Origin of the sequence: Streptomyces sp. NPDC052299, assembly GCF_040679335.1 — a bacterium.
GTDB lineage: Bacteria > Actinomycetota > Actinomycetes > Streptomycetales > Streptomycetaceae > Streptomyces.
This window is the reverse complement of the sequence record NZ_JBFAUP010000008.1, coordinates 182,265-199,831: the sequence shown is the minus strand read 5'-3', so window position 1 is coordinate 199,831 and position 17,567 is coordinate 182,265. Positions and strand designations below refer to the sequence as shown.

The window sequence follows — 17,567 nt, the reverse complement described above, 5'->3', positions numbered from 1 at the left end:
TCAACCCCCGTACGGCCCCATGTTCTGGCTCTGCGCGTGCCCGTGTGCCAGGCCCTGCGCCTGCCCCTGCCCCGCCGCCCCGCTCTCCCAGGCCCCGCGTTCGCCGTGCCCGGACCCGCCGCGCATCCGGAGCGCTACGAGGCACGCGGCGAGGACCGCGCCCAGAACGACCACGAGACCGATGACCAGAACCATGTCTTCCCCCGCTCTGCCGGAGGGCCACGGACTGCCGACCCTCGCTTTGCTTGCCCCCCATCGTCGCTCGTGGAGCGCTGGAGAGGAAGTGGGATACCGGGCAGGTGGCCCGGCGCATCCGCTCAGGCGGGACCGGTGGTGAGGGACGCGGCGAAGGAGGCCAGGGCCGCGAAGTCGTCGTCCCGCAGCCCGATCCGCGGATTCACGTGGTGGAGGAGCGCGGGGCCCGGGTGGTGGGCGTTCACGTGGGCCCGGTCGGCGTCGCTCTGTTCGTCGTCCACCCAGGCGAAGGGACGGCCGCCCGCGTACGCGAGCAACGCCTCGCACTTCCAGTGCACACCGTCCCGCCGCTCCCGGAACAGCCCTTCGCCGAAGTCCACGAACGGCAGCTCGGGCAGCCCGAGGACGGGCCCGATCCACGTGTTCGCGTCGTTCATCCAGGTGGTGGCCCAGCACAGCTCGTAGTCGAGCGCCAACAGCGCCTCGCCGTGGGCAGGATTGAGCCACACCCGCAACGGCCGCGCGGAGGAGCGGAGCGTGCTCTGCCCCGTGGCGGCGAGGGCGGTACGGGGGACGCGGATGGTGGTGTAACCCGCGGGCCGCCGCTCGGGCTGTGCGGCGTACGGGTTCAGCGGCCCGTCTACGTCCAGGAAGAGAAGGGGGCGGGGCGCCATGGGGATTCCCTCGGATGCGAGCGGGGTGCGTGGCGTGAGCGTACCGCTCGAACGAAGTCGGTTGACCTCAAGCCTGGTTGAGGTCGCACGATCGGGTCATGGACCACATGAACACCACCCCGAGCCCCCAGGACCACGCCGAGATCGCCGCCCTCATCAGCGGCTTCTTCCGTACGCTGGACGAGCGTCGCTTCGAAGAGGGCTGGGCCGACGCCTACTTCACGGATGACCTCCACGTGACGTCCCCGGTCGGAGAGGCCACCGGCACCGAGGCGATCCGCCTCGCGGAAGAGTCAGTTGGCCGTTTCGCCGCCACGCAGCACATCTCCTCGGACGTCCTCATCCACATCGCGCCGGACGCCCACACGGCCGACGCCACGTGGAACGCCCACATGACCCACGTGCACCGGGACTCGACACTCTTCACGGTGGGCGGGGTGTACGAGGGACGATTCCGCCGCACGGACGGCGGGTGGCGGGCCAGCGGAATGGCGGTGCGGCCGGTGTGGACCACGGGGGAGCCGCCGGCGCTGGGGTACCCCGCTCGTGCACGCGTGCAAGGGCTGGCAGAGCCGGGGAGGTGAGACCGGCACCTCGTGCCCGGGTTCCTGCTGGCCTGGATGCACGGGCGTCTTCAGAGCCCTCGCTTGCTGGGGCGGAAGGCGTCTTAACAGGGCAGGTTGCCTCGGCGATCGCGGACGGCGGCGACGATTACCGAGGCGCACGCTGTTGAGTCCTGGTGTTCCCAGAAACGCAGAACCAGCCAGCCGGCCTCGGTCAGGCGCCTATCCGTATCACGGTCTCTGGCTATGTTCCGTGCCACCTTTTCTGACCAATAGCCCGGGTTGGTTCTGGGCTTCACGTAGTGTTCGGGACAGCCGTGCCAATAGCAGCCATCGACGAATACGGCAACCTTCGCTGGACGGAAGACTAGGTCCGCAGTGCGCCGGAGATCTGGCAATGGCCTGGCGGCGACCCGGTACCTGAGGCCGTTCGCATGTACGAGTCGACGGATAAGCCGTTCCGGTTGCGTGTCGCGACTGCGGATTGCCTGCATATTTCGACGACGTGCGGCGGAAGAGGCCCATGAGCCGTCTGGAGGAGTCCAGTCTCTGGGCTCAGGCACCGGGGTCACTCCAGATTGTCGTCACGGGACTTCGTCAGTGGGTTCAGCGACCGGCAAGGGGCAGCTTCCCGGGAGGGAATGTAGGGTACCCACTCCTCTGCCGACTGACGGCACCTTCTCTGGGCGTTCTGTCCGGCGTGGGAGCTGAGGCGGAGCACTGCTGCCGCCCAGGCCTCAGCCTTCCCGCCCGCCCGGCAGCAATAGCCCGGTCGTTCCGGCATCGAGCACGGGGGCCAGCCGTGGAATGCCAGGGATGAGTACCTCCGGTGAAACGTCGAAACGGCACGCCTCCCAGCGCCCGTAAGAACCCTTGTCCACAGGAACCTGAGCGCCGATCCAGTCGGCGGGCACGGAGGCAACGGCGGCGATGGCGAGGGCCTGGGTCAGCTGGACCAGCACGAGCTGCCATGCCGGATCGCGGCGCATTGTCTCGTACTCGTGCCGGGACAGGTAAAAGGCCAGCCTTCCGCGACGCACCGTGCTTTTCGCTTCGATATGGAGTGTGTGCTGCCGGGCGTGCACGGCAATGTCATAGCCGAAACCATCGGAGTACGCGGCGACGTGCTCCACCCGCGCCTCAGTAGCCATGGCGATATGCCTCGCGAGTTCGATTTCACCCGCATTTCCGATACGAGCCCGTGCCTCTGCGTCTGCCTTCCCCCAGACTGCGTTGACCTGTTCGTACGCCTCGCATTCCGTGATCCCCAGGGCTTCCGCAGCCCGCAGGGCGTCTTCGGGAAGCTCCTCTGGGCTGCGGACCAGGACGTCGGCGTCCGGGAGCCAAGGGGTGTCACTGGCGGCGAGAGCGGTACGGAAGATCTGCTCACTCACCGAGGCACTGCTGTGGGAGACCGTGAGCAGGCCGTTCCCTTCCAGCCATGAGTACGCGGCTTCGTACTGGGTGGGTGTCAGGTCGCTGAAGTCGGCATGGTTCGTGAACAGCGCACGGCATCGCGCGGCGCTGGAGTCAGGAAGCCGCTCCAGCCACCTTGCGGCGGCACGCAGGACGGGGCTAGCCGGAATGGGCACGCAGGTGACCCATCAGCGCCTGCAGGTCCCCCTGGTCGAGACCGCCGCCGACCGCAGGTTCCTCGGCGAGATCCGCGAGCTCCCGGACAGCGGGGTCGTCGAGGATGCGCCCCATGAAAAGCAGTTTGTCACTCAGCCGCTGATCCACGACCTCGTCAATGGTGCTTTCGGTGGTGAGCACAGTGATGCGCGTCTCCGTCTCCGGTGCGAGACCGAGGCGGTGAATCCGGTCGAGGCTCTGCAGGAAGCGCCCGGCGGCGAAGTCGCGATCCACGTACACGGCGTCGTGACAGTCGTGGTGCAGACTGATGCCCTCACCGAGCGTAGCGGGGTTGGACAGAAGCACCATGCAGTCCGGGTCGTTCCGGAAGCGCTCGATCTCCGCTTCGCGGTCCACCGTGCCTCCGTGGACCATCGCCGGACGGAACTCCTTGAGGAGCCTCTCCAAGGTGTTCAGGCTGCGGACGAACGTGGACCATACCAAGGTCTTGCGGCCGTTGGCCGCGTTACCAGCGACGACGGCCAGGACCTCGCGGTACTTCGGCGACATCTCGTAACTGGGAAGGTCTCGCATGAGCTCGGACAGCGGGCTTCCCCTGGGGACGGTCAGAGGGGGCACCTGGTACGTGAGCGGCTCGTGCCGTGTAGTACCGACGGCGAGCAGGGCGGGGCTGGTGGCCGCCATAAGCAGGTAGACGATGATCTTTCCCAGTGCCTGAAAGTCGTCTTCTGCTCCGGCAGCCCGGGCCGAGAACCGGCCGAGCAGCGCCTCGTACACCTCCTGGTGGAGAGGAGGCATCGGAAGCGGCCGGAGCGTCGTCTTCACCGGCGGAAGGCGGAGCTCACCTTTGGTGGTGCGCGTAAACAGCGGACGCAGCGCCTGGCTGGCCCTGGCGAGGTCCCCGCCAGCAACCGCCTGCGTGACCTTCTGGCGGCCGTGTCCAGGCCACACGAAGCCAAAGAGATTCTCGATGTCCTTGACGCCGTTGGGAGCCGGGGTGCCGGTGAGGATCAACCGGTGGCGGGCCCGGGGGCCCAGAGCGAGGCAGGCCGCCCCGTATGTCCCCTCGGCGCCAAGCTTCATCCGGTGCGCCTCGTCAAGGATGATCATGGAGGGGCGGGAGGTGAGCCACTGCCCCAGATCGTCGACGGCAGGGCTGAGGCGTTCGTAGTTCACGAGCAGGGCATCCGCGGCCGGGTCGATGCTGCGGGAGAAGACTTCCATGCGCAGCGGCTCAGTCAGACAGTGCGCGTTCTCGGCCTGCCACGACTCGTAGCAGGACTTCGGGCCGACGATCAGCAGGTGCTCAATGCCCTTGGTGCGGCGCAGTGCCTGGAAGACAGCGAGCCCGACGCGTGTCTTGCCTGCGCCGGGTACAGAGAAGTTGGCGCCGTGGCGCAGTGAGAGAAGCTTGGCGATGTCCCGGCGCTGGAAGGGCGTGAGCTCAGCAGTCCAGCAAGCCCCGAGAAGGCCGTCGATTTGGTCTTCTTGTACTTCCTCGGCGCCCTCCGACAGGGGGTCGAGACGTCTGGCTACGGTCTGGGCGTCCACGGCCGAGTCCGTCGCAAGTGCTGCCAGCTGGCCATCCCACGACACACTCGACTGGGCAGGCCATGTGGTCAGCGCAACGAGGTTGGTCAGCAAGTCGTCGATGTCTACGTCCATGCTGGCGGGAGAGCGCTGGACACTGCTGCGGAAACGCATCGCCAGGCGGCGCAAGTCGCCCTCGTGCCCGGAACCGGCTCGCAGCCGGGCCGTCGTCACGCTGTCCCCGAAGCCGATCTCCAGGCTCGGTGCGTCAGCGAAGGCATCCATCAGCTCTCCCGGGTGGCATTGAGCAGCCATTCAACGCCGTCTCCAGGCGAGCTGAATGTACGGCCGGCCTGCTTGGCCAGGCGCGCCAGGCTCGCGCGAAGGGTGAGCAGCGCGTCATCGAACGCATCCTCGTCGAGCGCGCGCTTCGACTTCGCCTCGGCGAACTCCGACGCACACTGGTTCACGTAGTCGGCGGCATCCGTCAGGCGCTCCGGTACTGCGATCTTCCGTTTCTGAAGCTGGGCGTTCTGACCGGCCATTTTGACGGCGACGTCGAACGTCTCGCGGGCGGCCTTGATCTTGGCTGTGGCCTCGGACACCTCTGCGGGCGTGAGTTTGTCACCGGCGAGAGAAGCGGCTTTGGCCTGCAGAAGCAGGTCGGTGAGGGCGCGGGTCGTCTTGACCGCGGCAGTGGCGTCCGGAACTGCGATGCCCGGCAGGCCCGGGATGGCGACTGCGGAGGATGCCTGCTCAGCCGGCCGCAGATCCGCTGGCAGACGTTCGTCGAGGTAGCGGGCGTGGAAATCGGCCTCAGCGAGCCGCACCGAAGTCTTCGGATAGTTGAGCACAACCATCGCGAGCCGGGATTCCTTGAGCCGTTCGGCGGCATCCGTATCCGTCTTAGCGAGCTGCGTGTAGTCGCGCTGCAGTTCGCGGAGCTTCTCCTGCTGCTCCTCGAAGTCCACCAGACGCAGACTGACTCCGCTGGCGAGGCCCTTGCTCCGGTCGAGAGCGTCGGTGACCAACTGGTACACCCACCGGTCCTGGCGAAGGGTGCCGGTCTTGATGTTGAAGTCCCGGGCCACGTCCTCCTCCCGACGCCCGTTGGCCAGTTCGTCTTCGATGGCGATCAGGCGGTTGATATAGGAGTAGTCGCGCCGTTTGTCCTTGCGCAACTGAAGCGCCAGCTCGACGTTATTGATGTCCCGCCGCGACGTGTCTGCTGGCAGCACACCGACGCGGATGTCCTTGATGCCGATCTTGCGGAGAGCCGCGCAACGGGTGTTTCCGTCGACGAGGATGCCGTCGGGGCTGATGATGCCGGGTTCCTTCTGCCCGAAATCATCGAGTTCGTCCTGCAGTGCCGTGAAGTCGGGATCGATCTGGTTCGGATTCGAGGGACTGCGGCTTAGGAGGTGGGCGAGGTAGTCCTGAGCTGCCTCGCTCCAGGGCTGTTCCTCCAGCACTCGGTTCCGGTCGGGGTCCAGGGTGCGCTGCGCGCGGATGCGGTGGGTGTCGGGGTTCAGGTAGAGGAGATCAACCGGCATGGAGATCACGTTCAGGTGCCGCTGCTCGCCGCGCCACTCCACCGTGATCTTGGCCCCGTCGTCGGCCATGGCCTGCTTGAGGCGTTCCTCGACCATGGACCGGATCCGCCCGCCCTCCGGGGGGACACCGAACTTCGTAGCCATGGTCAGAACCTTTCTGGGTAAAGTCGCGTACTCGCCAGAAATAATGGCAGGAGCCGCTGACAACTGGACCGGTGATCACTCAGACTCGGACATCTGCGGACTCGATGAACGGAGCAGAGGTGACCCTCCCGGCTTGGGACGACCCGGAATTCAAGGGTGGAACCATGATCAAGTGTGCACTGTGGCTGGTGCAGGAGATCGGCGAAGGCAACACCTTCACCAAGGAGCAACTCCGCCGTGCCTTCCCAGGCATCTCCCAGGTTGACCGCCGCCTCCGTGATCTCCGGGACTTCAAGTGGGTTGTCCTCACGAGCACCGAAGACGCCTCGCTTCTGGCCGAGGACCAGAGGTTTGTGCGGGCGGGGGTTCCGGTGTGGGACCCGGCCGCGCGGCGGGCAGCCTCTCCTCAGAAGGCCCTCTCGGCCAAGCAGAAGCAGGCCGTGCTCGCGCGCGATGACTACATGTGCACGGTGTGTGGCATCGGGGGTGCGGAGCAGTACGCGGATGACTCAAATCAGACGGCAGTACTGTCAGTCACCCGGCGCCTTACGGTCCTGCCTGACGGGCGCGAGGAGACCCTGCTCGTCACGGAGTGCAAGCGATGTCGTGCAGGCGATGACGGGCGGCCTGCGCGGTCTGACGAGGTTGTAGCCGAGATCAAGCGCCTCGATCCGGCCGACCAGCGGCGGCTGGCCCGCTGGGCGGAGCGAGGGCGCCGGGGCTCGACTCCGCTCGAAAGGGCTTGGAACGCCTATCGCCGCCTTCCCGAGGAAGCCCGGCAGGAGGTCCGGAGGGCCCTGGACACCTGACCAGTACAGCAGGCACTTCCGCCGCGCCCGCGCAGATGGAAGCTGTCGGACCCGCCGCGTAGACTCCACACTCTTGTCTGGCTTGCTTGCATTGAGAAATGACCACTGCGCTAGTGCTGCCGGATGTCTGTGTGTTTACCAAGGCGGCTGCAGAGTTGCACCCGCCGGTTCTGCGCTAGAGAGCCTGGCGTGCCTGGAGGGAGATCGCTATGCCGGCCACCGAATCTGGAGAGCCGCTTGAGGTCGTCGAGATCTGCGCGGGCGCGGGCGGCCAGACCCTGGGGCTGGAGCGGGCGGGTTTCCGCCACCGGCTCGCTGTCGAGCTCGACCGCCAGGCTGCCGAAACCTTGCGGTGCAACCTTGTGGAGTTCCTCGGCTACAGCGAGGAGGCAGCGGAGAAGTCGGTCCGGGTCGGTGACGTCGCCGATCCCGCAGTCTGGAACCCCGCTGTCGATGCGGAGAATCTGGACCTTCTTGCTGGCGGGGTCCCCTGCCCTCCCTTCAGCATTGCAGGCAAGCAGCTAGGAACAAGCGACGAGCGCGACCTGTTTGCCTGGGCAATCGAACTCTGCGGAAAGGTCCAGCCTAAGGCGCTTCTGCTGGAGAATGTCCGTGGGCTCAGCGCCAATCGCTTTTCTGGTTATCGTCAGCATGTGCTCGACCGGCTCAAGGAGCACGGGTATATCGCAGAGTGGCAGCTCCTCCAGGCGGACGACTTCGGGGTCTCTCAACTGCGGCCCCGATTTGTACTGGTCGCGCTCCAGCGGGAGTTTGCCCCGTACTTCAAGTGGCCGGAGCCCAGCCCAGGAAGCGCTAAGCCGGTGGGCGAGTTGCTAGTCGATCTCATGGCGGCAGGAGGCTGGGCGGGCGCCCAGAAGTGGGCCGAATCAGCCAGTGGCATCGCCCCCACCATCGTCGGCGGGTCGAAAAAGCACGGTGGTGCCGATCTGGGCCCTACGCGAGCGAAGCGAGCATGGGCTGCGAAGGGCGTCGATGCCATGGGCGTTGCTGACGCGGCACCGCCTGCGGCTGGTCCCCCGGTTATCGAAGGGCAGCCGCGTCCGAAGCTCACCACGGCCATGGTGGCCCGCATCCAGGGGTGGCAGGACGCCGATGCTGAGGGCGACGGGGGCGAGGATGACTTCCGCTGGCGGTTTCATGGCCGGAAGACCAGCGTCTACCGTCAGATCGGAAATGCTTTTCCCCCGCCCGTCGCCAAGGCGCTCGGAGTTTCGATCAGGAATGCGCTGAACAAGGTCGGCGAGCCGCGTGACCTCGTCGAAACTGCTGACGTTGTCACCGACCCTGTGTACAAGCTGCTGGTCAACAGCCCGCGTGCACTGTCCGTCGATCAGATCATCGCCAAGCTTGAGGCAGCGGGAAAAATCATGGGGCAGCCTGAGGTTGAGCGGCACATTAACCATCTGAAGCACGACTTCGAGATGACTGCAGTGACACGCTCGAATGGGGCTGTTGCTTACAGTATCGGCATGTTCAAGGGTTTCGTGGGCCAGGACGACCACCAGCGTCATGACCTCTTCAGTCAGCACCGGTCAAAGATCAGCTGACTGCGCAGAGATGATGTTCTGCACAGTCACTCAACACTCCTCGAGAATTCCGATCAGCCGATTCTGCTCCGGCTCTGGCGCCGAGGACTTCTTGATCGCCTTGACGACGAGAGCTTTCATCTGGTCGGGGTCGAGATCGAGCGACTTCAGTACGTAATATCCCACACCGTCGCGTTTTGCTGCTTCGAGGCGCAGTCCCATTTCGCGCAGTTCGCGTATGCGCCGCTCGGTGTGGATGTCATCCGCGTTGACAGCGCGCAAAACAGTTGTTTCAACCGGCTGGCCCAGGTGCTCGTGAAGAAGGCCGAACAGGTCCTGATTGGCGACGGTGTCATATGGGACGGCGAGGTATTTTTGGGGAACGCGGTCGCCGAACCGCTCCTGGAGGGACTGACTGATGCGCGAGCGCAGTTCCTCGAATGCGGGGCGGGATGGCGGAAGAGTGGAGCGAAGTAGTTCCTGCATCGAGCGAGCCAGATCTTTCTTCGCGACCATGTAGGCGCCGAATACTGCATCAGCTGATCCGTTGTCGTCTGCGATCAGATCCGCCAACTGCCCGACCGCAAAATGGGTATTCGGCTTGAGGCGTTCCCAGGCGGCGTGCGCTTCTTCGTTCTTCATGACTCCTCTTCGGGTTCTGCTTCGGCAGGGTCGGGCTACGCAGAATTCTGTTCGCTTGTTCCGTCTTCAGTCATCTGCCGATGTGGCTGTCACTCAAGCGCGGACCGGTTAGCTTCAGCCTGTTGTGCAGCAAGGCTTCGAAGGATTGCGTGATCGGATTGTGGCAACTCCTTGAGCAGCCCGACGAACCAGGAGGCGATCCACGAGGAGTCGCGGTACACCCAGTGCTCCGGCCTGAAAACAGTGGCGGGTTCCCAGGAGCCGGACCGGGGTTTGTCGCCACGGCAAGCGGCGGCGATGTCGACTCTGGGCTCCGTTGCCGAAGAAGTGCGTCGGTCCAGCTGCGCAGTGACGCCGATCAGCCACCACTGGAAGACGCGGGAGGACGGTGCCTTGGATGCCAGAGCGGCTCGTGTGCCAGCCGTGGCGAGCCCGACAGAGCGGGACGCCTCGGTGGCGAGGCCGGGGGGCGGCGAAACGTGGGGCGCGCTGTCCACTGTGACCAGGCTGTCCTCCTCCTCCGGCACGTGGCTCTCCTGAGCCGACGAGACGCGCTCGATCTCTTCGTAAGTGGCTTCCTTCAGCTTCGCGTGCAGGAACTGCTTGATGCCGCCGAAGAACAGCGAAGCGGTTTCGATGCGCAGTTCAGCATCCGCCCGTGCCCGCAGTTCTTCGAACAGCATGGGAGAAGGGCGCTTCGTCCCACCCGTCCCCTTGCTGGTCTCGTACCAGTCTTCCTTCGTGTCATTGGAGACGAAGAGTATGCGCCGGGAACCGTGCGGAAGGTTCTTTGCATGCTCGACAAGCTCTTCCCAGACGAGGAAGTCACCTGCGGCTCGCATCGGTGTTTCCTTGCCGAGATCTCCGTATCCTGGGGGGATCGCGTTTGGAAACCGGAAACCCACCGCTTCCTCGATCCGTGCCCGAAGTACAGCGTCGCCGGGCTGGGCGCCGATGCGGTCGCCGTACATTCTGGCGACGCGGAGAAGGACGGGGTCATTGGCTTCGGTCAGGTCAACTGGAAGCCCATGCTGCGACTTGAGGGCGTCGAGGTGATCCTTCAGGGCGGCCTGGTATTCCTGCAGCAGAGTCTTCACGGCCTGATCGTTGATGAGGGCGTCCAGCTCCTCAATCGCTTCGGAGGCGGCTCCATACTTCGCAAGCTGTTTGGTTACAACGTTGCGCGCGGCCAGGACCGATTTCACCGCTTGCATCAGATGCTGGTTTACGCCCTTGGCGGCCTCGGCGAGAGCAGCCTTGCGTGATTCCAGCGTGCTCCGCCTTCCGCGCACGAACTCCAAGCCCACCTGGTGTGGCATCCAGAGCCGTTCTGACACGGACTCCAGGGCCGTGAACACTTCCGCGCGCGCCGACTCGGTGTACTCGTACAGGCTGAGCAGGATGTTCGTATCGAGGACCACAATGCCTTCGGTGAAGAACGGCGCCCGGTCAGAGTCGTCCGCTGATGGCGCCGACTCGAGCCACGACCTGAAACGCTGCATCAACAGAGGTTCGACCGGTCCCACTTGCTCCCCCTGAAGCTTGTCGTGACCCACCAGGAGATCATGCTGTCGCTGCCGTCAGCTGAGATGAGTCTGAGCACATGGTAGGCGGAGCACGCGGAAGCAGCAGCAGGCGGACTTGCAGTCAGCCTGGGCTTCGATCCGCATTGCCCGGGTGACCTTGGGTAAGCGATCTGCCACACCAGGATTCCCCGCGGGAAGGGGAATTCGCAGTCAGCAGATGACTGGTCAGCGGCTCTGGATCAGCTCACGGATGAAGCCCAGCCCTCGTTCCCCGTTCAGTTGTACCTGTTCGGCCGTCTCCACGAAGCCCGTCCTCCTCAGCACCGCCCGTGACGCCGTGTTCCGCACCGCCGCCCGCGCCCTGAGCTCCGTCAGGCCGTACCGGGTGCGGCACAGGTCGAAGAGGTCGTGCACCGCGGTCGTCGCCAGGCCCCTGCCCGTGGCCTTCTCCGCCAGGCGGAAGCCCAGTTCGGCGGCGCCCTCCGCCGCGTCCATCAGGTTGAAGCGGCCCAGGACCTCGCCCGACTCCACCAGGACGTGGAAGTGGCAGACGCCCGCCTCCTGTTCGGCGAGCAGGGCCGCGTGGCGGGGCGGGTAGTCGGTGAAGAAGTCGTCGCCCCGGTCCGGGACCGACGCCGCGAAGAAGCTGCGGTTGGCCTTCTCGAACGCGAGGACGGCCGGGGCGTGGTCGGGGCGCAGGCGCTGGAGTTCGGGCATGGGCGAAGCGTACGGAGCCGGGTGCGCCCCGGCCCCGACGCCCCCTACACCCGCCCCCCGTGGCACCCCCGGTACGACTCCCCCGACCCGCACCAGCACTCCGCGCTCTTCGGCGGCGGCCACGGCACCGCGCGTCCCCTCGCGGCCAGGGTCGTCGCGTACTGGGGGAGGAGGTCAGGGTCGGCCGGGGAGGCGGATTCGGAGGCGGCGAAGGCTTCGTAGGAGGGGACCGTGCCCCGGACGATGCCCAGGTTCGGGGTGCCCGCCGCCTGGAGGTCGCGGAGGGCCGTCTCCAGGCGGGCCAGGTGGTCCGGGTGGGACACGTATTCGCTGCCCAGGCCCGGGTACGCCGTGAGGAGTTCGCGGAATTCGGCCTCCGGCCAGTGCAGCACCGCGACCGGGAACGGGCGGGACAACGCCGTCCGGTACGTGCCCAGTTCGGCGCGCAGCCGGGTGATCTCGGCGCGCAGCTCGCCCGGGTCCGACGAGCCGAGCGACCACAGGCGCTTCGGGTCGTGGAGCTCGTCCAGCGGGACCGCCGCGGTGTGCAGGGTGTCCGCCAGCTCGTCCCAGGCGTCGTGCGCGACGCCCATCAGGCGGCGGACCCGGTGCCGGCCGGTCAGCAGCGACTGGGTGGCGTACGGGACCTCCTCGCCCGGGGCGATCAGCAGGCGCAGGGCCGTGGAGAAGAGGTCGTGGGCCGCTTCCAGCTCGTCGTGGGCCTCCAGCGTCTCCGCCGCGATCTCCCAGGGGGCCGCCTCCTGCGGGGCCGCCACGCGGACGCCGTCGATCAGCGCGCGGGCCTCCGCCTCGTGGCCGTACTCCCAGAGGTTCGCGGCGCTGAGGGCCTTCACCAGGTGCGGGTGCTCGGTGCGGGGGTCGCCGAGCAGTTCGTCGTAGAGCGTCGTGGCGCGGGCGCGGTCCCCGCCGAGTTCCAGGTGGGCCGCGGCCTGGAGGAGCAGCGGCTCGTGGTCCTCGGGGTACTGCGCCGCGGTGCGGAGCAGGCGCTCGGCTTCGGAGATGTGGTCGGCAGGAGTCTCGGGGCGCATGCACCACACCGTACTGCTGTGCGGGGGCGCGGCGAGGGGCATGTCGCGGCCCGGGGGGAGTGAGCCTTGTCCCGGTTCCGGAGTGTTGCGGGGAGCGAACTCGTCGTGCGGAGCGGCCTGCGGCGCGGGGTGGCTCGCCGGGCGGACCGTCGGCGGGCGCGGAGACAGCCCTCGGCGTCTTCCTCGGGATCGAACCGCCGAGCCCGCGCCGCCGGTGGCCCTGCCGGCCTCGGGGTCCCTGTGACCTACTCGTCGAGCCGTTGACCGGCGGAGAGGGCAAGGGCCTGGAGCAGGGCACGGCTGCCGACGGTTTCGGGGTGGTCGGGCCCGAGAAGCCGCTCCCGGTCTGCCAGGACGCCTTCCGCCAGGGCGATCGCGTCCGCGAAGCGCCCCGCGTCCCCGTACGTGGAGGCGAGATTGCTGCGGGCCCGGAGGGTGTCGAGGTGGGTGGGGCCCAGGAGTCGTTCGCAGTCGGCCACGACGGATTCCTCCAGCGCGATGGCCTCCAGGACGCGCCCCGCGTAGACGTATCGGAGGGCGAGCTCGGTCCTGGTGCGGAGGGTGTCGAGGTGGGTGGGGCCTTTGAGCTGTTCCCGGTCGGCCAGGAGGCGTTCCGTCTGCGCGACGGCCTCCTCGAAGCGCCCCATTTGGCCGTAGGCCGACGCGAGGGTGGAGCGGCTCAGCTGGGTGTCGGGATCGCCGGGGCCGAGGAAGCGTTCACGGTCGGCCAGGAGCCGTTCCGTCTCGGCGACGGCCTCCCCGGTGCGCCCGACATCCGCGTATGAGGCAGCGAGGTTGGCGCGCGTCCTGAGAGTGTGGGGGTGTGCCGGTCCGAGGACTCGTGTCTGGTCGGCCAGGAGATCCTGAGTCCGGTCGAGGGCCTCTTCGACATGCCCCATCACCCTGTGGGCGAAGGCGAGCGCGGAGCGGGCGGTGAGGGTGTCGGCGTGTTCGGGCCCGAGGGTGCCTTCCCGGATGGCCAGAATTTCCTCTGCCAGGGCCAGGGCTTCCGGCTCTCGCCCGGTGTCCGCGTAGAAGGTGACGAGGTCGGCGCGGAACATGAGGGTCTTGTGGTGAGTGGGGCCGAGAAGCTGTACGCAGTCGGCGGCGACCCGCTCCGTCAGCGTGATGGCTTCCGCCCCCCGCCCCGTACCGCGAAACAGGTAGGCGAGCTCCGCGCAGGCTCGGAGGGTGTTGTCGTGCACCGGGCCGTGGATCGCGCGGCTGGTGCGGGCGAGCTGTTCCCAGTGAGCGGCGGTGGTCGCGGTGAGGCCAGCTGCGGCCCAACTCCCCCCGGCCCGGTAGAGAACCTCATGCCCCTCCGGCCGCCAGAGGTGCTCACCGGTCAGCTCGTGCAGCCGGCCGGTGTTGGCGCGCAGGGAGGCAGCCAGTTCGGGATCGCTGTGATCGGGGTCGGGCCAGATGCCGAGTAAGGCGTCGGCGGCTGCACGCGCGATGCAGGGAACGGCCGCTTCGTCGACCGGCTCGCGGGCGGCGCGGGCGGTGAGCGCGTGGATTCGTACCGTCCCCTGGTCACTGCTGACCATGGCGTATTTGTGCAACACCCGCAGGATCGCCTCAGCCTGCTCGGCGGTGACGGGTCCGGGGCGCTGTACGCCGTGCGGGGCGGCGGCTCGGTGCTCGGTGAGGTAGGCCAGGACGGCGGGCGTCGTCCACACGGCGCGGGGGTGCCCGGCGGGCTCCAGGAAGGCGGCGAGACGGAGGGCGGGGCGGGCGAGGCCGGCAGGCTCGGTGCGCTGGGCGGCGTCGAGTGCGAGCAACAGTGTGGCGGTCACCTCCCGTCCGTAGCCCTCGGCATCGGCGTCGTCGGGGAGCAACTGTCCGAGGGTCCGGCTGTGGTCTCCGACCAGGGCCAGGTACCGGGCGCACGGCAGGTCCTGGTTGAGCATGTAGGCGGCCGCGTGTCCGAGAGCGAGCGGCAGATGCCCGAGAGCGGCGGCCAGATCGCCGACCGTATCGTCGAGAAGATGCTCAGCGTCGTCCTCGGCCAGGCGGGTGCGGAGATACGCGATTGCCTCGCCTGGTGTGTAGACGCCGACCGGAACGCGGCGCCTGCCGTTGCCCGTGATGCGCGCGTCGTGCAGGCGGGTGGTCACCAGGACCCGTCCGGTACGGGTCCGGCTGTGCGGCCACCAGCCGCTCATGCCCGCCGGGTCGTTGAGATCGTCGAGGACCACGAGCCAGTGTCGTTCCGTGGTGGCCAGCCACGCCAGCAGCGCACGAGCGTCCTGCTCGGTGTCTTCACCGGTCGCACCCGGCACTCGGATGCGGACGGCTGCCTGGGCGAACAGAGCGATGACCTGCTCGACTTCGCCCGCATCCGCCCACAGCACCAGGTCCGTGCCCGTACTGATCGCCTCGGCCGCGTAGAAGGCGGCGAGTTGGGACTTGCCCGTCCCGCCACCACCGGACAGGATCTGTGCCGAGGGCCCGACCCCGTTACGGTCATGCGCAGCGTCGATGCTCTCTCGTAACGCGGAGCGCGGCTGGAACGCCGAGGCGAGTCCGGGCACCCTGCCGATCTCGACGGGCCAGGCCACCTCATCAGTGGCGATGTGGATATGCGCCCATCGAAGGTCGTGCACGGTGCTGCCGGGGCCGAGCGCGTTGTGGTTCGCGCTTCCGCCCGCCGCCACCGCGCCTTCGTCCGCCGTGATCGGCCCGGGACGCTCCCCGGCCGGCGGCCCCTCCGCCGTCACAGATTCGGCTTCGGTGCCCTTCCGGCGGCGCCTGCGAAAGCTCATCGCCGGTCGCTTCCCTCTCCCAGGGCGTTGTCCCGTACGTCACCGGCGGCTGCGATCGCGTCCCGTCCGGCACGGATGTCCGCCCGCTGCGCGGCACCGCGGCTCCTTCCGCGCTCACTGGGGCGACCGACGACAGTGGAGTGGTTGCCCACTGCGTTGCCGACCACGTCCCCGCCCGCGGCGATCCCGCCTCGTTCCGAGCGCACCCGGGGCCGCCCGCCGCCCGTCCCGGAATCGCGGATCAGCGCGGCCACGGACACGGCGAGGGCGATGAGTCCGACGACGGCGCCTGTGACAGCGGCAGCCAGGTCGGCCGTACCGGGATCGACCACCATGATCACGATCAGCCCCACCGAGACCAGTCCCGCCACCACGGCGACGACCCACGCAGTGACACGCGCAGCCCTCGAAACAGCCATGCTCCGCCTCCCCGTTGGATCTGAAACCCCTTTCACTATCGCCCACTTGGAGGCCGAACGACAGCCTTCAGGTGTTCCGGCGGGCCTCCCCGGCCGCAACGGCCGCCCATAGGCCGTAACCTTTGCCGACGTGCTCAGACGACGTCCGCAGTTGCTGTGGTTGCTGGTCCCCTACGTGCTCTACCTCGGGGCGCTGCCGTTCGTGAACCGGGTGCATCCCGTCGTTCTCGGGCTGCCGTTCCTCTTCTTCTGGCTGCTCGGGGCGACCCTGCTGACCCCCGTCGCCGTATGGCTGACCCGGCGGGGTGACCGCCGGTGAACGCGGCCGTCGCGACCTCCGTCTTCGGGGTCTTCATGGTGGCCACCGTCGCCCTGGGGCTGCTCGCCGTACGCGGCGGGCGCGGCGGCGGGGGCGGGCTCGCCGAGTGGTCGGTGGGCGGGCGGAGCCTGGGGACCGTCTTCATCTGGGTGCTCATGGCCGGTGAGGGCTACACCAGCTTCAGCTACCTCGGCGCCGCCGGCTGGGGCTACAACTACGGGGCGCCCGTCCTGTACGTCGTCGCGTACATGTCCTGCGGTTACGCCGTCGGCTACGTCGTCGGGCCCATGCTGTGGGCGTACGCGCGCAAGCACGGTCTCGTGGGGATCACCGACATGGTGGCGCACCGCTTCGGGCGGCCCTGGCTGGGCGCGCTCGTCGCCGTCCTGGCGACCGTGTTCCTGCTTCCGTACATCCAGCTGCAGATCACCGGCATGGGCGTTGTCGTCTCCACGATCTCGTACGGTGCCATCAGCCTGAACTGGGCGTACTTCATCGCCTTCGCCGTCACCACCGGCTTCGTCGTCGTCAGCGGGCTGCGCGGCAGCGCCTGGGTGTCCGTGCTGAAGGACCTGCTGGTCATCGTCACGCTCGGCTTCCTGGCGATCTACGTGCCCGTGCACTACTTCGACGGGTACGGACCCTTCCTGGACCGGCTCGTCACCGAGAAGAGCGACTGGCTGACCTTCCCGGGGCACGGGGACAGCGGACTCGGACAGGCGTGGTTCATCACGACGTCGTTCCTGAACTCGCTCACCGTGGTGATCTTCCCGACCACCGTCGCCGGCTACCTCGGCGCGAAGAACGCCGACGTGCTCCGCCGGAACGCGATGTGGCTCCCCGCCTACAACGTCCTGCTCTTCGTCCCGATGCTGCTCGGCATGGCGGCGCTGTTCGTGGTGCCGGGGCTGGTCGGGGCCGAGTCCAACCTCGCGCTCTTCAAGCTGGTCACGGACTCGTTGCCCGCCTGGTCCGTCGGCGTCATCGGGGTCGCCGCCGCGCTCTCCTCGATCGTGCCCATGGCCGTCTTCATGCTGGTCATCGGCACGATGTGGGGCCGCAGCGTGCTCTCGCTCGTGCCGCGCTGGGAACGCCGGCAGAAGGGCGCCGCCCAACTGGTCGTCGTGGTCGCGGGCTCCCTGGCGCTGCTCCTCACGTACACCGCCCCCAACACCCTCGTGCGCCTCTCGCTCATCTCGTACGAGGGCATGGCGCAGCTGCTCCCCATGGTGCTGCTGGGGCTGATGTGGCGGCGGCTGACGCTGCTCGGGGCGTTGTCCGGGCTCGTCGTCGGGGTCGGTGTGGTGTGCGGGTTCGTCTTCACGGAGCACGACCCGGTGTGGGGCGTGAACGCGGGCATCGTCGCCCTCGCCGCCAACCTGGCCGTCGCGCTCCTGGTGACGTACGCCGGTCCGCGCGAGCGCGACGAACGGCCGGACGACGAGGTGCTGGCCCGGGACGAGGTGGAGGCGGACCGGACGGCTGTCAACGTACGTTGACCGGTGCGGCCGGTCGTGTATAA

17 protein-coding genes are annotated in these 17,567 nt (G+C 67.7%); 5 read left to right on the top strand and 12 right to left on the bottom strand.

Annotated elements, in window-relative coordinates; all coding sequences use genetic code 11:
• Both AB0L33_RS16065 and AB0L33_RS16060 read right to left on the bottom strand, forming a co-directional pair.
• The gene (locus AB0L33_RS16065) at positions 1–195 is read right to left on the bottom strand and encodes a hypothetical protein (RefSeq protein ID WP_365681756.1); all 195 of its coding nucleotides are present in this window, start codon (positions 193–195) and stop codon (positions 1–3) included.
• A gap of 122 nt (positions 196–317) precedes the next feature.
• Positions 318–869: a hypothetical protein gene (locus AB0L33_RS16060; protein WP_365681745.1), complete on the bottom strand. Its 552-nt coding sequence runs from the start codon at positions 867–869 to the stop codon at positions 318–320.
• A gap of 98 nt (positions 870–967) precedes the next feature.
• Between AB0L33_RS16060 and AB0L33_RS16055 the strand changes: the two genes are divergently transcribed.
• Complete coding sequence (locus tag AB0L33_RS16055) at positions 968–1,453, top strand: nuclear transport factor 2 family protein (protein WP_365681743.1); 486 nt, start codon at positions 968–970, stop codon at positions 1,451–1,453.
• 83 nt (positions 1,454–1,536) lie between these two features.
• On the opposite strand, the gene AB0L33_RS16050 is transcribed toward AB0L33_RS16055, so the two are convergent.
• From AB0L33_RS16050 to AB0L33_RS16035, 4 genes are all read right to left on the bottom strand, one after another.
• Positions 1,537–1,995: a very short patch repair endonuclease gene (locus AB0L33_RS16050; RefSeq protein WP_365681741.1), complete on the bottom strand. Its 459-nt coding sequence runs from the start codon at positions 1,993–1,995 to the stop codon at positions 1,537–1,539.
• 174 nt (positions 1,996–2,169) lie between these two features.
• Positions 2,170–3,024: a DUF3883 domain-containing protein gene (locus AB0L33_RS16045; protein ID WP_365681739.1), complete on the bottom strand. Its 855-nt coding sequence runs from the start codon at positions 3,022–3,024 to the stop codon at positions 2,170–2,172.
• Complete coding sequence (locus AB0L33_RS16040; protein WP_365681737.1) at positions 3,008–4,840, bottom strand: DEAD/DEAH box helicase; 1,833 nt, start codon at positions 4,838–4,840, stop codon at positions 3,008–3,010. The genes AB0L33_RS16045 and AB0L33_RS16040 overlap by 17 nt, the downstream gene beginning before the upstream one ends.
• Positions 4,840–6,252 (bottom strand): ParB/RepB/Spo0J family partition protein, encoded by a 1,413-nt coding sequence (locus tag AB0L33_RS16035; protein ID WP_365681735.1) that lies wholly within the window; start codon positions 6,250–6,252, stop codon positions 4,840–4,842. The genes AB0L33_RS16040 and AB0L33_RS16035 overlap by 1 nt, the downstream gene beginning before the upstream one ends.
• Before the next feature lie 119 nt (positions 6,253–6,371).
• Between AB0L33_RS16035 and AB0L33_RS16030 the strand changes: the two genes are divergently transcribed.
• Positions 6,372–7,061 (top strand): hypothetical protein, encoded by a 690-nt coding sequence (locus AB0L33_RS16030; RefSeq protein WP_365681733.1) that lies wholly within the window; start codon positions 6,372–6,374, stop codon positions 7,059–7,061.
• A 209-nt stretch (positions 7,062–7,270) separates the two neighbouring features.
• Positions 7,271–8,629: a DNA (cytosine-5-)-methyltransferase gene (dcm, locus tag AB0L33_RS16025; protein WP_365681731.1), complete on the top strand. Its 1,359-nt coding sequence runs from the start codon at positions 7,271–7,273 to the stop codon at positions 8,627–8,629.
• A 30-nt stretch (positions 8,630–8,659) separates the two neighbouring features.
• On the opposite strand, the gene AB0L33_RS16020 is transcribed toward dcm, so the two are convergent.
• From AB0L33_RS16020 to AB0L33_RS15995, 6 genes are all read right to left on the bottom strand, one after another.
• Positions 8,660–9,250 carry a hypothetical protein gene (locus AB0L33_RS16020; protein ID WP_365681729.1) on the bottom strand — a complete coding sequence of 197 codons (591 nt, stop codon included), beginning with the start codon at positions 9,248–9,250 and terminating at the stop codon, positions 8,660–8,662.
• A gap of 89 nt (positions 9,251–9,339) precedes the next feature.
• On the bottom strand, positions 9,340–10,806 hold the full coding sequence (locus AB0L33_RS16015) for a PIN-like domain-containing protein (RefSeq protein WP_365681727.1): 1,467 nt from the start codon (positions 10,804–10,806) through the stop codon (positions 9,340–9,342).
• A gap of 195 nt (positions 10,807–11,001) precedes the next feature.
• On the bottom strand, positions 11,002–11,493 hold the full coding sequence (locus tag AB0L33_RS16010; RefSeq protein WP_365681725.1) for a GNAT family N-acetyltransferase: 492 nt from the start codon (positions 11,491–11,493) through the stop codon (positions 11,002–11,004).
• Between the two features lie 44 nt (positions 11,494–11,537).
• On the bottom strand, positions 11,538–12,542 hold the full coding sequence (locus tag AB0L33_RS16005; RefSeq protein WP_365681723.1) for an SEC-C domain-containing protein: 1,005 nt from the start codon (positions 12,540–12,542) through the stop codon (positions 11,538–11,540).
• A 245-nt stretch (positions 12,543–12,787) separates the two neighbouring features.
• Positions 12,788–15,307 (bottom strand): tetratricopeptide repeat protein, encoded by a 2,520-nt coding sequence (locus AB0L33_RS16000; protein WP_365681721.1) that lies wholly within the window; start codon positions 15,305–15,307, stop codon positions 12,788–12,790.
• Positions 15,304–15,726: a hypothetical protein gene (locus AB0L33_RS15995; protein WP_365681719.1), complete on the bottom strand. Its 423-nt coding sequence runs from the start codon at positions 15,724–15,726 to the stop codon at positions 15,304–15,306. Before AB0L33_RS15995 ends, AB0L33_RS16000 begins: the two co-directional genes overlap by 4 nt.
• 160 nt (positions 15,727–15,886) lie before the next feature.
• Between AB0L33_RS15995 and AB0L33_RS15990 the strand changes: the two genes are divergently transcribed.
• Together AB0L33_RS15990 and AB0L33_RS15985 are read left to right on the top strand one after the other, a co-directional pair.
• Positions 15,887–16,045, top strand: a complete 159-nt coding sequence (locus AB0L33_RS15990; protein WP_219575923.1) for a DUF3311 domain-containing protein — start codon at positions 15,887–15,889, stop codon at positions 16,043–16,045.
• Complete coding sequence (locus tag AB0L33_RS15985; protein ID WP_365681717.1) at positions 16,042–17,544, top strand: sodium:solute symporter family protein; 1,503 nt, start codon at positions 16,042–16,044, stop codon at positions 17,542–17,544. The genes AB0L33_RS15990 and AB0L33_RS15985 overlap by 4 nt, the downstream gene beginning before the upstream one ends.
• Positions 17,545–17,567 lie beyond the last annotated feature (23 nt).

Excerpts from the sequence above, each read along its gene's own strand:
- AB0L33_RS16000 (WP_365681721.1), bottom strand. The coding sequence starts at position 15,307 with ATGAGCTTTCGCAGGCGCCGCCGGAAGGGCACCGAAGCCGAATCTGTG.
- AB0L33_RS16055 (WP_365681743.1), top strand. The coding sequence starts at position 968 with ATGGACCACATGAACACCACCCCGAGCCCCCAGGACCACGCCGAGATC.
- AB0L33_RS16065 (WP_365681756.1), bottom strand. The coding sequence starts at position 195 with ATGGTTCTGGTCATCGGTCTCGTGGTCGTTCTGGGCGCGGTCCTCGCC.
- AB0L33_RS16040 (WP_365681737.1), bottom strand. The coding sequence starts at position 4,840 with ATGGATGCCTTCGCTGACGCACCGAGCCTGGAGATCGGCTTCGGGGAC.
- AB0L33_RS16010 (WP_365681725.1), bottom strand. The coding sequence starts at position 11,493 with ATGCCCGAACTCCAGCGCCTGCGCCCCGACCACGCCCCGGCCGTCCTC.
- AB0L33_RS16020 (WP_365681729.1), bottom strand. The coding sequence starts at position 9,250 with ATGAAGAACGAAGAAGCGCACGCCGCCTGGGAACGCCTCAAGCCGAAT.
- dcm (WP_365681731.1), top strand. The coding sequence starts at position 7,271 with ATGCCGGCCACCGAATCTGGAGAGCCGCTTGAGGTCGTCGAGATCTGC.
- AB0L33_RS16005 (WP_365681723.1), bottom strand. The coding sequence starts at position 12,542 with ATGCGCCCCGAGACTCCTGCCGACCACATCTCCGAAGCCGAGCGCCTG.
- AB0L33_RS16035 (WP_365681735.1), bottom strand. The coding sequence starts at position 6,252 with ATGGCTACGAAGTTCGGTGTCCCCCCGGAGGGCGGGCGGATCCGGTCC.
- AB0L33_RS16060 (WP_365681745.1), bottom strand. The coding sequence starts at position 869 with ATGGCGCCCCGCCCCCTTCTCTTCCTGGACGTAGACGGGCCGCTGAAC.
- AB0L33_RS15995 (WP_365681719.1), bottom strand. The coding sequence starts at position 15,726 with ATGGCTGTTTCGAGGGCTGCGCGTGTCACTGCGTGGGTCGTCGCCGTG.